At 73.2% G+C, this 12,598-nt stretch carries 12 protein-coding genes; 8 read left to right on the top strand and 4 right to left on the bottom strand.

Annotated features, from left to right (window positions below; all coding sequences use genetic code 11):
- Window positions 1-8: 8 nt before the first annotated feature.
- The 3 genes from GCU60_RS18745 to GCU60_RS18735 are packed head-to-tail and all read right to left on the bottom strand — an operon-like array spanning window position 9 to window position 2,976.
- Entirely contained in the window at window positions 9-1,232 is a 1,224-nt protein-coding gene (locus GCU60_RS18745) for an ABC transporter permease (RefSeq protein ID WP_163208020.1), read from the bottom strand.
- The gene (locus GCU60_RS18740; protein WP_163208018.1) at window positions 1,229-1,957 is read right to left on the bottom strand and encodes an ABC transporter ATP-binding protein; all 729 of its coding nucleotides are present in this window, start codon (window positions 1,955-1,957) and stop codon (window positions 1,229-1,231) included. Before GCU60_RS18740 ends, GCU60_RS18745 begins: the two co-directional genes overlap by 4 nt.
- On the bottom strand, window positions 1,954-2,976 hold the full coding sequence (locus GCU60_RS18735) for an efflux RND transporter periplasmic adaptor subunit (RefSeq protein WP_163208016.1): 1,023 nt from the start codon (window positions 2,974-2,976) through the stop codon (window positions 1,954-1,956). Before GCU60_RS18735 ends, GCU60_RS18740 begins: the two co-directional genes overlap by 4 nt.
- 192 nt (window positions 2,977-3,168) lie before the next feature.
- Here GCU60_RS18735 and treZ point away from each other — a divergent pair, with 192 nt between their 5' ends.
- On the top strand, window positions 3,169-4,923 hold the full coding sequence (gene treZ, locus GCU60_RS18730) for a malto-oligosyltrehalose trehalohydrolase (RefSeq protein WP_163208014.1): 1,755 nt from the start codon (window positions 3,169-3,171) through the stop codon (window positions 4,921-4,923).
- Window position 4,924: 1 nt separating this feature from the next.
- Window positions 4,925-5,674, top strand: a complete 750-nt coding sequence (locus GCU60_RS18725) for a dihydrofolate reductase family protein (RefSeq protein WP_163208012.1) — start codon at window positions 4,925-4,927, stop codon at window positions 5,672-5,674.
- Here GCU60_RS18725 and GCU60_RS18720 read toward each other — a convergent pair whose 3' ends face one another.
- Window positions 5,675-6,241, bottom strand: coding sequence for a maltokinase N-terminal cap-like domain-containing protein (locus GCU60_RS18720; RefSeq protein WP_163208009.1), 567 nt, complete (start codon window positions 6,239-6,241; stop codon window positions 5,675-5,677).
- Window positions 6,242-6,281: 40 nt separating this feature from the next.
- Here GCU60_RS18720 and GCU60_RS18715 point away from each other — a divergent pair, with 40 nt between their 5' ends.
- The 6 genes from GCU60_RS18715 to GCU60_RS18690 all read left to right on the top strand — a co-directional run bounded on the left by GCU60_RS18715 (window position 6,282) and on the right by GCU60_RS18690 (window position 12,404).
- Window positions 6,282-7,352: an ATP-dependent DNA ligase gene (locus tag GCU60_RS18715; protein ID WP_163208007.1), complete on the top strand. Its 1,071-nt coding sequence runs from the start codon at window positions 6,282-6,284 to the stop codon at window positions 7,350-7,352.
- 85 nt (window positions 7,353-7,437) lie between these two features.
- Window positions 7,438-8,994 carry an alpha/beta hydrolase gene (locus GCU60_RS18710; protein ID WP_163208005.1) on the top strand — a complete coding sequence of 519 codons (1,557 nt, stop codon included), beginning with the start codon at window positions 7,438-7,440 and terminating at the stop codon, window positions 8,992-8,994.
- 42 nt (window positions 8,995-9,036) lie between these two features.
- Window positions 9,037-10,104 (top strand): DNA polymerase domain-containing protein, encoded by a 1,068-nt coding sequence (locus GCU60_RS18705; protein ID WP_163208003.1) that lies wholly within the window; start codon window positions 9,037-9,039, stop codon window positions 10,102-10,104.
- Between the two features lie 297 nt (window positions 10,105-10,401).
- Window positions 10,402-10,674: a type II toxin-antitoxin system Phd/YefM family antitoxin gene (locus GCU60_RS18700; protein ID WP_163208001.1), complete on the top strand. Its 273-nt coding sequence runs from the start codon at window positions 10,402-10,404 to the stop codon at window positions 10,672-10,674.
- Complete coding sequence (locus tag GCU60_RS18695) at window positions 10,667-10,948, top strand: type II toxin-antitoxin system RelE/ParE family toxin (protein ID WP_163207999.1); 282 nt, start codon at window positions 10,667-10,669, stop codon at window positions 10,946-10,948. Before GCU60_RS18700 ends, GCU60_RS18695 begins: the two co-directional genes overlap by 8 nt.
- Window positions 10,949-11,147: 199 nt before the next feature.
- Window positions 11,148-12,404 carry a DUF6880 family protein gene (locus GCU60_RS18690; RefSeq protein WP_163207997.1) on the top strand — a complete coding sequence of 419 codons (1,257 nt, stop codon included), beginning with the start codon at window positions 11,148-11,150 and terminating at the stop codon, window positions 12,402-12,404.
- The last annotated feature ends 194 nt before the right edge of the window (window positions 12,405-12,598 follow it).

Below are 12,598 nucleotides of genomic sequence, written 5' to 3'. Positions count from 1 at the left end.
CCCGCGGGTCAGAACCGGATCGCGTCGATGACCTTGGCGCGGACGGCGATGATCGCGGGCAGCAGCCCGGCCAGGGCGCCCACCGCGGTCGCCGCGATGAGTCCCTCCACCGCGGCGGCCACCGGGAAGCCGGGGGTGTCGGCCAGCGGGATGCCGTCGTTCAGCAGCCGCTCCAGCGGGAGGTTGCGCACCAGCACGATCGACGCCCCCACGGCGGCCACGCCGGCCAGCGCCGTGGCGCAGACGCTCTCCAGCATCACCGCCGAGAAGATGCGGCCCGAGGTGGCCCCGAAGCTGCGCCGCACGCCGATCTCCCGGATGCGCTGCCGCACGGTGACCAGCCCGATGTTGAGCACGCCCAGCCCACCGAGCACCAGCACCACGATCCCGGCGCCGCGGATGGCCAGCCGCAGCATGGCGAGGGTCTCCTCCATGCCGGAGGCGTCCTGCCGGTAGGCGTCCACCTGCGCACCGCCCAGCGCCAGGCCGAGGTCGTGGGACACGGTCTCCATGACCTGGTCGGCCTGGTCCGGCTGCACCCAGAGCTCCAGCGTGCTGGGGCCGCCGTACATCGCCTGCATCGGGTCCACCGTGCCGGCGTCGTCCCAGGGCCCGCCGGAGCGGTCCACGCGGTAGGCGATGAGGTCGGACCCGTAGCCCTCGCGGACGACGCCGACGATCGTGGCCCGCACCGGCGTCGGGCCGCCGAGCACCACGGTGGGCCGCGAGGAGAGGTCCGGGACGCCGAGCGCCTCGAGGAAGGTCTCGTTGACCACGAGCGCCGGGCTGAGCGACGTCCGGTCACCCTCCCGGAACCAGCGGCCCTGGACCGGCTCCTTGCGGTGCAGCTCACCGTAGGACGGCGACACCCGCATCGTCTGCACCCGCTGCGTCCCGCCGGGCATCCGGTACAGCCCCTCGCCGTAGGAGACGTCGGCCGCGGTGGTGATCCCGTAGCGCTCGGTCAGCTCGGCGACGGCGGCGTCCCACTGCTCGGCGTCCGGAGGCATGCCGGTCATCGGGTCGAAGGCGCTGACCTGGATCGTGGCGGGGCGGCCGGCGCCGCGCTCGGCGCTCTCCTGCTGCACCTGGGCGACCAGCTGACCGAGCGCGGTCACGGTGGTCATGGCGAAGACGGCGAGGAAGACGCCGACCAGCGAGAGGACGACCCGGCTCTTGTGGACCCGGACCTCGTCCCACGCCTCGCTCAGCGCGCCCAGCACCCCGGTCATGCGGTGCCCCGGTCGGACGTCGCGGCCCCCAGCGCGCCCTGCTCGACCAGCGGGGACAGCCGGCCGGCCTCCAGCCGGAACCGCCGGCCGGCCAGCGCGGCGACGGAGAGGTCGTGGGTGATCGTCACCAGGGCGGCGCCGTTCTCGGCCGTCGCCTGCGCGAGCAGCGCCATCACCTGGGCACCGGTCTCCACGTCGAGTGCCCCGGTCGGTTCGTCGGCCAGCACCACCCGCGGGGCACGCACCAGCGCCCGGGCGATCGCGACCCGCTGCTGCTCGCCGCCGGAGAGCCGCTCGGGCACCTGGTCGGCGCGGTCCCCCAGGCCGACGCGGTCCAGCATCTCCGCGGCTGTCCGCCGCCGGCGCAGGAAGTCCCGGCCGCGCGCGTAGAGCAGCGGCGCGGCCACGTTCTCCACGGCGGTACGCCGCGGCAGCAGGTTGAACTGCTGGAAGACGAAGCCGAAGACCTCGCCGCGCAGTCGTGACCGGCGCCGGGAGCGCAGCTGGTCGGTCGGCTCGCCGTCGAGCAGGTACTCCCCTGCGGTCGGGGTGTCGAGCAGGCCGAGGATGTTGAGCAGCGTCGACTTCCCCGAGCCGGACCGGCCGACGATCGAGACGTGCTCACCCGGGGCGATGGCGAGGTCGACGCCGGTCAGGATCGGCAGGACGCTGCCGTCGGGCAGGTCGACCTGGCGGCTGACACCGCTGAGCGACAGCAGGGTCATCCGTACGGCCCGCCCGTCGAGTAGTCCTCGACGGTGTCGTCGGGCACGGGCACGAACTGCAGCACCTGCTCCCCCTCGTCCAGCCCCTCCCGGATCTCGACCTGCTCGCCGTCGGTGAGCCCCAGCGCGACGCTCCGCTGCTCCTCGGCGCCGTCGTCCCCGACGACCCAGACGTTGCCCTGCTGCACCGAGCCCTGGACGGCGGTGACCGGGACGACCAGGACGTCCTCGGCGGTGCCGGCCGAGACGGCCACCGTCGCCGCCATGCCGGAGAACACGGCGGTGCCCGGCGGCACCGCGCACCGGGCGGTGGTGCCCCCGCCGGCCGGGGGTCCCATCGGCCCGCCCATCCCGGCGTCGGGACCGGCGGCGACCGGCTCGGCACCGAGCGCGAGGCCGGTGCAGGTGAACGGCGCGGGGCCGCCCTGGACGGTGACCTCGGCGGTGGTCGGCGGCGCGAGCAGCCGGAACTGCTCGGCCTGGGTGAGCGGTGCGGAGACCGACAGGGTGCCGGGCGAGACCTGGCCGATCGTGTCGCCGACCGACACCACCTGGTCGACCAGGACGTCCAGCGAGGTGACGACGCCGGCGCTCGGGGTGGGGACGGCCACCGTGCGCACCTTCGGCGGCCGGGGCGTGGCCGTCGGGTTCCCCTCCGGATCGGTCCCGGTGGCCGGCTGCTGCTCCTCCTCGAAGCGGACCTCCACGACCGTCTGCCCGGCCGTGACCGTCGCGCCCTTCTGCACGAGCACCCGGCGCACCGTGCCGGCGGCCGTCGCCTTGACCGGCACCGCGCTGTCGGCCACCACGGTGCCCTGGACGGTCACCGTGTTGGCCACGGTCCCCCGGGCCACCGGCACGGGCGGCGAGGACAGGTCGAGCATCGGCGCACCGGGTCCGCCGGCGGAGGGCCCGGCGGCGTCGCTGCCCCCGAACGCCAGCACCACGAGGGCCACGGCGATGACCGACCACACCAGGAGCCGCAGGACGGGGAAGACCAGCGTGCGGACCGTGCCCACGGGCGACCTCCGGGGAATCGGGTACCGATCGGTACCGGTGGCAACGGACGATAGCGGTCCGCAAGCCCTCCGCCGCCGGTTCCGACTGCGGCACGCGGAGGCGTCACCGATCCGCGGTCCGAGGGTTGAGCAGGCAGGACGCGGGCAGAACTCCTCCGCCCCCCGCCGTCCCCCTCTCCCGGAGGCCCCCGCATGCCCGCTCCCGTCGAGTTCGCCGTCTGGGCGCCACTGCCCGAACGCGTGCGAGTGCAGGTCGACGGCACCGTCCACGACATGCGCCGGGGCGACGACGGTTGGTGGCGCACAGAGGTCGAGGCGCGGCCGGACGCGGACTACGGGTTCCTGCTGGACGACGACGACACCCCCCGGCCGGACCCGCGCTCGCGCCGCCAGCCCGACGGCGTGCACGGCCTGTCCCGCCGGTACGAGCCCTCGGCCTTCGAGTGGGGTGACGGCGCCTGGACGGGCCGGCCGCTGGCCGGGGGCGTGGTCTACGAGATGCACGTCGGCACGTTCACGCCCGAGGGCACCTTCGACGCGGCGATCGGCCGGCTCGGGCACCTGGTCCGGCTCGGGGTGGACTTCGTCGAGCTGCTGCCGGTCAACGCCTTCAACGGCACGCACAACTGGGGTTACGACGGCGTGCTCTGGTACGCCGTCCAGGAGACCTACGGCGGCCCGGAGGCCTACCAGCGGTTCGTCGACGCCTGCCACCAGCAGGGCCTCGGCGTTCTCCAGGACGTCGTCTACAACCACCTGGGGCCCTCGGGCAACTACCTGCCGATGTACTTCCCCATCTTCGCAGAGGGCGGCGCCAACACCTGGGGCGACTCGATCAACCTGAGCGGCCCGGACTCCGACGAGGTGCGCCGTTACATCATCGACAACGCGCTCATGTGGCTGCGGGACATGCACGTCGACGGGCTGCGGCTGGACGCCGTCCACGCGCTGGTCGACGAGCGCGCCACGCACGTGCTGGAGGAGATGGCCCAGGAGGTCGACAAGCTCTCGGTCGCCGTCGGCCGCCCGCTGACCCTGATCGCCGAGAGCGACCTCAACGACCCGCGCATGGTCACGCCCCGGGTGGCCGGCGGCCTGGGCCTGGCCGCCCAGTGGAGCGACGACTTCCACCACTCGCTGCACTCGGTGCTGACCGGCGAGGGGCAGGGCTACTACGCCGACTTCGCCGCCGGCGGGCTCGGCGGCCTGGCGAAGGTGCTGACCGGCGCCTACTTCCACGACGGCGCCTGGTCCAGCTTCCGCCGTCGGCACCACGGCCGGCCGGTCGACACCGCCGCCCTTCCCGGCTGGAAGTTCCTCGGCTACCTGCAGGACCACGACCAGATCGGCAACCGCGCCACCGGCGACCGGATCTCGGCCTCCCTCTCCCCAGGCCTGCTCGCCGTCGGCGCGACCATCACGCTGACCAGCCCGTTCACCCCGATGCTCTTCATGGGCGAGGAGTGGGGCGCCGGCACGCCGTGGCAGTTCTTCACCAGCCACCCGGAGCCGGAGCTGGGCAGGGCGACGGCGGAGGGCCGCATCGGGGAGTTCGCCGAGCACGGCTGGGAAGCCGACGTCGTCCCCGACCCGCAGGACCCCGAGACGTTCACCCGGTCCAAGCTCGACTGGTCGGAGCTCGACCGGGAGCCGCACGACCGGCTGCTCGCCGTCCACCGGTCGCTGCTGGCGCTGCGCCGCGCCCACCCGGACCTGGTCGACCCCGACCTGGCCGCCGTGCAGGTGGCGTGGGACGACGCCGATCGCTGGCTGGTCGTGCACCGGGGCACGCTGCGCGTCGTGGTGAACCTGGCCGACCAGCCCCGGGAGATCGACCTCGACCGGACGGCCGGGGAGGTCCTCTTCGCGACCGGCGAGCTGCCCGTGCTGGACGGCGAGACGGTGACCCTGCCGGCGCAGAGCGCGGCCGTCGTCAGCACGCTCTGACGTGCGCCGCCTGTTCCCCGGGCCGGGCGACCTCGACGGTGGCCCCCTCGACGACAGGGGGCTGGCCGAGGCCTACCGCTGCCCGCCCGGCCGGTGGCTGCGGATGGACTTCATCGCCTCGCTCGACGGCGCCATCACCGTCGGCGGGGTGAGCGAGGGGCTCGGCTCCCCCGGTGACCGCCGGGTGTTCCGGGTGCTGCGCGCGCTCTCCGACGTCGTCCTGGTCGGCTCCGGCACCGCGGCGGCGGAAGGCTACCGGCCCGTGCTGCCCGGCTCCGCCGTCGCCCGCCTGCGGGAGTCGCTCGGCCGGCCGGCGACCGCGCCGATCGCCGTCGTCACCCGGCGCGCCTCCCTCGACCCGGCCGCGGGGCTCGTCACCGACGCCGTCTCCCCCACGATCGTGGTCACCTGCGGCGCGGCCGACGCCGACCGCCGGGCGTCGCTGTCCGCCGCCGGCGCCGAGGTGCTGGTGTGCGGCGACGACGACGTCGACCTGCCCGCCGCCCTCGACGCGCTGGCCGAGCGCGGCCTGCAGCAGGTCACCTGCGAGGGCGGCCCTCAGCTGCTGCGGACGGCGCTGGACGCCGGCGTCGTCGACGAGCTGGACCTCTCGGTCTCGCCGGCCCTGGTCGGCGGCGAGGCGCGGCTGCTCGACGGCGCCCTGGGCGACCCGGCGCGGCTGACGCTGCGCCAGGTGCTCGAGGAGGACGGAATGCTGTTCACCCGGTACGACGTCCGGGCAGCCCGCTAGCTACCGGACGACGGCGACCACGCCGCGATCGGTGCTCCCGTCGGGACGCGTCCAGTCCACCTCCACGGTGCCCCGGGCTCCCGCGACGACCGCGCCGGGCTCCGGCACCCGGACGAGCTCGACGGTGCCGCCGTCGCCGCCGTTCCAGATCCGGCCGACCGAGGGGTCGAGGGTGTCGCTCTGCGACTGGTGCTGGGCCTCGACCGCGCCCGCGACGAATGCGAGCAGCTGCGCCATCGCGAGCGGGTCGCGCTCGGCGTCGTAGACCCAGCGGGTGCCCAGCACTCCGTGCTCGAGGGTGCCGATCAGACCCTCCGCCGCCGCCTCGAGAGGGGCACCTCGGTAGGTCACCGGGACGAAGTAGGCGGTGCCCTCGCCCGCCGCGTCGTCGGTGACGAGCATGAGCTCGATGCCGACCTCGCCGGCGGGGTCGTCGAGCCGGAACCCGCCGGCCCGGGCCAGCCGCGGCGCCGTGTCCCCGGTCCGGTACCAGGATTGCCGCGGGAGCCACCCGGCCAGGAGCTCGAGCTTGGTGGGCGTCAGCGTGGTGCGGTGGATGGTGGCCATACCGGCACCCTGCCACGGTCGCGGCTGGTTGACTGCCCGCATGGACCTGCCCGTTCAGCCGCCGGTGAAGCCGATGCTGGCCAAGCCGGCGACGAAGATCCCCACCGGCGACGAGTGGTTCTACGAGCCCAAGTGGGACGGCTTCCGCTGCATCGTCTTCCGCGACGGCGACGAGGTGGAGCTGGGCAGCCGCAACGAGCGCCCGCTCACCCGCTACTTCCCCGAGGTGGTGGAGGCGGTCAAGGCGCACCTGCCCGAGCGCTGCGTCGTGGACGGCGAGATCGTCGTGCCGGCCGGTGATCGCCTGCACTTCGAGGCGCTGCTGCAGCGGATCCACCCCGCCGAGTCCCGCGTCCGGCTGCTGGCCGAGCAGACGCCGGCCTCCTTCGTCGCCTTCGACCTGCTGGCGCTCGGCGACGAGTCGCTGCTGGAGACCCCGTTCGCGCAGCGCCGGGCCCGCCTGGAGGAGGCCCTGTCCGGCGCCCGACCGCCGGTGCACCTGACCAGCGTCACCCGCGACGCGGCGACGGCGCAGCGCTGGTTCGACACCTTCGAGGGCGCGGGTCTGGACGGCGTCGTCGCCAAGTCCGCCGACCTGCCCTACGGCCCCGACCAGCGGCTGATGACCAAGGTCAAGCACGTCCGGACGGCGGACTGCGTGGTCGCCGGGTTCCGCTGGCACAAGAGCGGACCGATCGTCGGCTCCCTGCTCCTGGGGCTCTACTCCGACGGCGAGCTCCAGCACATCGGCGTCGCGGCGTCGTTCCCGATGAAGCGCCGGGCGGAGCTGGTGGAGGAGCTGGCGCCCTACCGGGCCGAGGCGCTCGACGGGCACCCGTGGCAGGACTGGGCCAACGCCCAGGTGCAGGCCGACGGGGAGCAGCGGATGCCCGGTGCGGTGAGCCGGTGGAACGCGAAGAAGGACCTCTCCTGGGTGCCGCTGCGCCCCGAGCTGGTCGTCGAGATCAAGTACGACCAGCTCGAGGGACGTCGGCTTCGTCACACCGGGCAGTTCCTCCGCTGGCGCCCGGACCGGGACGCCCGCAGCTGCACGTACGACCAGCTCGACGTGCCCGTTCGCTACGACCTGGCCGAGGTGCTCGACGGCTGACCCGGCGTGACGACGGGGCCGCGGAGGTCGCCCGTTCGGGAACTCGTGCCTGCACCTGTCGCCCCGGGCTCCTAGGCTCGTGATCATGCGTCTGCTCCGTGGCCTCCCGGCCGTCGCCTCCGGCCTGCTCGCCCTGCCCCTGGCCCTGGCCGGCTGCACCTCCTTCGGCGAGAGCTCGGAGGAGTCCTCGGCGACGACCGCGGCGCCCACCGAGGCGGCGGTGGCGCCCATCGAGTGGAGCGACTGCGACTCCCGCATCCAGCCGCTGATCGAGGGGCAGCCCGGCAGCGAGCGCGACATCTTCTTCGAGTGCGGCACCACCGAGGTGCCGATCAGCTACGACGAGCCCGGCGGCGCCACCCTGCCGCTGTTCCTCTTCCGGGCCGTGCCCGCCGGGCAGACCGACCGGATCGGCTCGCTCGTGGTGAACCCCGGCGGCCCGGGCGGGTCGGGCGCCGACGCCGCCCTCGGCCTGGCGCTGACGCTGCCGGAGGACGTGCTGCGGCGCTTCGACATCGTCGGGTTCGACCCCCGCGGCGTCGGCCTGTCCACGCCCGTCGAGTGCATCCCCGCCGACCTCAAGGACGAGCTGGTCGCCGCCGAGCCGCGGCCGACCACCGCCGAGCAGCTCGACGAGGTGTTCGCGCTCTCCACCGAGATCGCGGAGGGCTGCGCCGAGGAGTACCCCGACTCGCTGGGCACCTTCAACACCGTCGACACCGCGCGGGACATGGACCAGCTGCGCGAGGCACTGGGCGACGAGCAGCTGAACTACCTCGGCTACTCCTACGGCACCACGCTGGGCTCCACCTACGCCGAGCTGTTCCCCGACCGGGTGCGCGCCATGGTGCTCGACGCCGCCGTGGACCCCGACCGGGACGTGATCGCCGACGCCGAGGCCAACGCCGCCGGCTTCGAGGCCGGCTTCGACGCCTTCGCTGCCAACTGCACCGGCCTGATCGCCGGTTGCCCACTGGGTGACGACCCGCGCCGCTTCCTGGAGGAGCTGCTGACCCAGGCCGCGCAGGCCCCGATCCCCAGCAGCGCGGAGGGCGAGACCCGCCAGGCGACGCCGGGCGTGGTGCTGACTGCCGTGCAGGCCGCGCTCTACGACACCGGGTCGTGGCCGCAGCTCGCGCAGGGCCTGCGCGCGGCCCGCGACGGTGACTCGACGGCGCTGTTCTCGCTGGCCGACGAGCTGACCGGCCGGCTGGACGCCGACACCTACTCCAACCTGCTGGACGCCAACATCGCGATCAACTGCGCCGACACCGAGGAGACGGTGGAGGAGACGCGGGTGCGCGAGCTGGTCGCCCAGTGGAGTCAGGAGTACCCGCTCTTCGGTGCCGGCGCGGCCGCCGGGCTCTACACCTGCTCGGTGTGGGAGGCCGAGCGCACCCCCCTCCCCGAGCGGGACGCGGCGGGCAGCGCACCGATCCTGGTCATCGGCAACGTCGGCGACCCGGTGACCCCGCTGCCGGGCGCGGTCGACCTGGCCGAGGACCTCGAGAACGCCGTGCTGCTCACCTGGCAGGGGCAGGGACACACCGCCTACCCGAAGACCGACTGCGTGACCGCGTCGGTCAACGCCTACCTGCTCGACCTCGTCGTCCCGCAGGACGGCCTCACCTGCCCCGCGTGACGATCGCTCGCGGCGGCCCCTGCTGCGGTAGGAACTAGAGCCATGGCCAGCAGCAAGGACGCCGTCGTCCTCGACGTCGACGGGCACGAGGTGCGCGTCTCCAACCCGGAGAAGCCGTACTTCGGCGAGCGCGGCGTCCGGAAGATCGACGTCGTCGAGTACTTCCTCGCCGTGGGCGAGGGGATCCTCTTCGCGCTGAAGGACCGGCCGACGACGCTGGAGCGCTGGCCCGGCGGGGTGTTCGAGGGCGCCCGGCTCTCCACCCGGGTGGACAACACCGGCGACGCGTTCTACCAGAAGCGGGTGCCCAAGAACGCCCCCGAGTGGGTGCCGACGGCGCACATCACCTTCCCCAGCGGGCGGACCGCGGACGAGATCGCGCCGGACTCGGTCGCCGTCGTCGCCTGGTGCGCCAACCTGGGCACGCTGACCTTCCACCCATGGCCGGTGGACAAGGCCGACGTCGAGTCGCCGAACCAGATCCGCATCGACCTCGACCCGCAGCCGGGCACCGACTTCTCCGACGCCGTGTGGGTCGCGCCGCACGTCCGGGAGCTGCTCGCCGAGTTCGGCATGCAGGGCTGGCCGAAGACCTCCGGCGGCCGCGGGGTGCACATCTACGTGCCCATCCACCCGCGCTGGACCTTCACCGAGGTGCGCCGGGCGGTCATCGCCTTCGGCCGGGAGCTGGAGCGCCGGCTCCCCGACCGCGTGACCATGTCGTGGTGGAAGGAGGAGCGCGGCGAGAAGATCTTCATCGACTACAACCAGATGGCCCGGGACCGCACGATCGCCTCGGCGTACTCCATCCGGCCCAAGCCGCACGCGCCGGTGTCCGCGCCGGTCGACTGGGACGAGCTGCCCGACGTCTCACCGTTCGACTTCGACGTCCTCACCATGCCCGCCCGCTTCCGCGAGGTGGGCGACAAGCACGCCGGGCTGGCCGACCACGCCTACGACATCTCGCCGCTGCTGGAGCTGGCCGAGAAGCAGGAGGCCGACGCCGGACTGGGCGACCTGCCCTATCCGCCGGACTACCCGAAGATGCCGGGAGAACCAACGAGGGTGCAGCCAAGCCGTGCCAAGAGGCTGACCAGCGAGGATGCCTGATCGCTTGACTGACGGCGGCACGCGTGAGGGCTGGGAGATGAGCGCACACCGCTCGTTCACCTGACATCCCGCCCACGACCGAGCTGCCGGGGCGCGTTCCCAGCAAGGCCGAGGCCGTAGCGTCACAGGCGAGGAGTCAACCGGACCGGGGGCACTCCCGTGATCACCACGCGCACGGCTGGCCTGCCCTCACCCCTGTTCCTCACCCACGCCGGTGACGAGCGTGTTAGCCGCACAGGGCCGAGCTGACCCTGTCGGACATGGACATACACCGATCAGAAGGCCACAATTGTGGCCATGACGACCGCCGAGCCGCTTCGATCGGTCCGCGACCACCTATCCGATGTCGTCGACCGGGTACAGCGCCATCACGAGCGGGTGATCATCACCCGTAACGGCCACGACGCCGCCGTTGTCATCAGTCCGGAAGACCTGGCCCAGCTCGAGGAGACGATCGCGGTCCTCGGCGACCCCGAAGCGCTGGCCGACATCCGTGAGGCCGACGCCGCCTACGACCGCGGTGACGTCCTTCGCGGCGTCGAAGCCGTCCGCCGGCTGCAGCGTGACTGACGAGGGACCCTACGAACTCGTCGTCACCCCGCCCGCGCGCCGAGCGCTGACCGACCAACTGCCCGAATCGGTGGCCGCAGCGGTGGTCGACTTTCTCACCACCGCGCTCATCGTGAGTCCACGCCGGATCGGGAAGCCGTTGCGCGGCGAACTGGTGGGCATCTGGTCGGCACGGCGAGGGACCTACCGAATTCTGTACCGGGTGCGCGAGGACAGGCGGGAGGTCGTCGTCGTCCGCATCGACCACCGCCGCGACGTCTACCGGCCCCGCTGACGGCCTTCCGGCCCACCCGTGCCAGTGCGCCGCAGCTTCTCTCAGCGCGCCTCGCGTAGGAGAGCAGCGTCCACCAAGGTGGTGTGCGATGGCGCCGACGCAGCTCCCCGGCAGCCTCCCTTCCTTGATGCGCTCCAGGCGCCGGCCGTGCCCAGCCGGCGGGGTTGGCGAGTTCCCACGAGCCCGGGACGATGAGCAGGTGGGACCTCTCGCCGCCGCGGTGCTGCCGCTGATCCGAACTCGTGCCGACCTGCACCGATGGGGTTCGGCGAACCAGCACGGCATGGTGATGCACGAAGCAGTTGACCTGCTCGAGCAAGCCATGCCGACGGAAGAACCGGTCGAGGTGCACGCGGTGACCCACAAGGCGCTGACCAGCGCCATCAAGGTGATCGCACGAGCCGACGACTCCAGCGGGATCATCGGTGACGCATGCCGCCGGCTGCTCGCCCTGCACCCGAGGACAGCGGCCGCCGCGTCGGCTCCGCCGGGCCGGCTGGTGGACTGGATGATCGCGTTCCAGTTCGACGGCGACGTCGACTACTTCGAGCTCGACCCGGTTGCCTACGCCCCGGCCCTCGGGGCCGATGGCATCACCGCCTACCGCCACCGCCTGGGCGAGATCCAGGAGCGGGTCGGGGACCCGCCGGTCGACCGCTTCGCGTCGAACCATCGGCACGAGCACTGGGTGCTGAGCTGGAATGAGCAACGGCTCGCCGTCCTCGACCGCGACGCCGACGCCGTCATCCGCACCCACGCCCGCGACCGGAGCATCGCCCGCTGGTTCCACGACACCGCTGTCGCCCTCGTCGAGATCGACCGGGTCGACCTCGCCACCGACTGGGCCCGGCAGGGCGCCGAGATTGACCCCTTCCACCAGGCTCAGGAGTGCGCCGACCTGTGGGTGTCCCTGCTCGACCAGCAGCCCCGGTACGACGCGGACGACATCCTCGCCGCCCGTCGCTCGGTGTTCGACCGATGGCCGACCGACTCCACCGCAGCCCGACTGCACGACGCCGCCACCGCCGCCGGCCGGGCCTGGGCCGACATCGACGAGCACGTCATCAACCGGCTCGCGCAGCAACCGCAGAACGCCGTCTGCTTCGCGCTGGGCACCTTGCGCGACCCGCGGCGCGCCTGGCAGCTCGCCCACGACCTCGACCTAGACCCCGACGACACCCACACCTGGGGAACGCTGGCCACCGCATACGAGGCCATCGACCCACCGGCCACACTCCCGGTGCACGCCCGGATCGTCGAGCGCGACCTCACCCACGCCGACGCCCGGCACTACCGCGACGCCGCCCGACGCCTGGCCGGAATGCGCACCCTCGCCGCCGGCACCGGCGACCAGGAACACATCGACCACGTCGACCGGCTCATCGCCGAGCTCCGCCTGACCCATCGCCGCAGGCCACGCCTGCAGCAGGAGTTCAACCGAGCCCGCCTGCCATGACATCCCGAACAAGAGCCCGCACCGACGTCGCCAGACACGCACGGGGCAGCCGGCGCTGCGGCACGCTGAGTGCCCTCAGATAGAGGTGGGGCAGCCCCCTTTCCCGAGGAGGCGACACTAGCTGTACTGACCCGCTGCGTTGTTGACGCGGTCGATGGGTGAGCGTCCGCCGATGCCCAGGTGGGGCCGGTTCA

It is taken from the genome of Blastococcus saxobsidens (assembly GCF_010682065.1).
Lineage (GTDB): Bacteria > Actinomycetota > Actinomycetes > Mycobacteriales > Geodermatophilaceae > Blastococcus > Blastococcus saxobsidens_B.
The sequence above is the reverse complement of the archived record's forward strand: the minus strand, read 5'-3'. Positions and strand labels throughout refer to the sequence as shown.

What these genes read in the sequence shown, in the direction of transcription:
- GCU60_RS18745 (WP_163208020.1), bottom strand. Translation starts at nt 1,232, where the DNA reads ATGACCGGGGTGCTGGGCGCGCTGAGCGAGGCGTGGGACGAGGTCCGG.
- GCU60_RS18740 (WP_163208018.1), bottom strand. Translation starts at nt 1,957, where the DNA reads ATGACCCTGCTGTCGCTCAGCGGTGTCAGCCGCCAGGTCGACCTGCCC.
- GCU60_RS18700 (WP_163208001.1), top strand. Translation starts at nt 10,402, where the DNA reads ATGACGACCGCCGAGCCGCTTCGATCGGTCCGCGACCACCTATCCGAT.
- GCU60_RS18710 (WP_163208005.1), top strand. Translation starts at nt 7,438, where the DNA reads ATGCGTCTGCTCCGTGGCCTCCCGGCCGTCGCCTCCGGCCTGCTCGCC.
- treZ (WP_163208014.1), top strand. Translation starts at nt 3,169, where the DNA reads ATGCCCGCTCCCGTCGAGTTCGCCGTCTGGGCGCCACTGCCCGAACGC.
- GCU60_RS18705 (WP_163208003.1), top strand. Translation starts at nt 9,037, where the DNA reads ATGGCCAGCAGCAAGGACGCCGTCGTCCTCGACGTCGACGGGCACGAG.
- GCU60_RS18720 (WP_163208009.1), bottom strand. Translation starts at nt 6,241, where the DNA reads ATGGCCACCATCCACCGCACCACGCTGACGCCCACCAAGCTCGAGCTC.
- GCU60_RS18715 (WP_163208007.1), top strand. Translation starts at nt 6,282, where the DNA reads ATGGACCTGCCCGTTCAGCCGCCGGTGAAGCCGATGCTGGCCAAGCCG.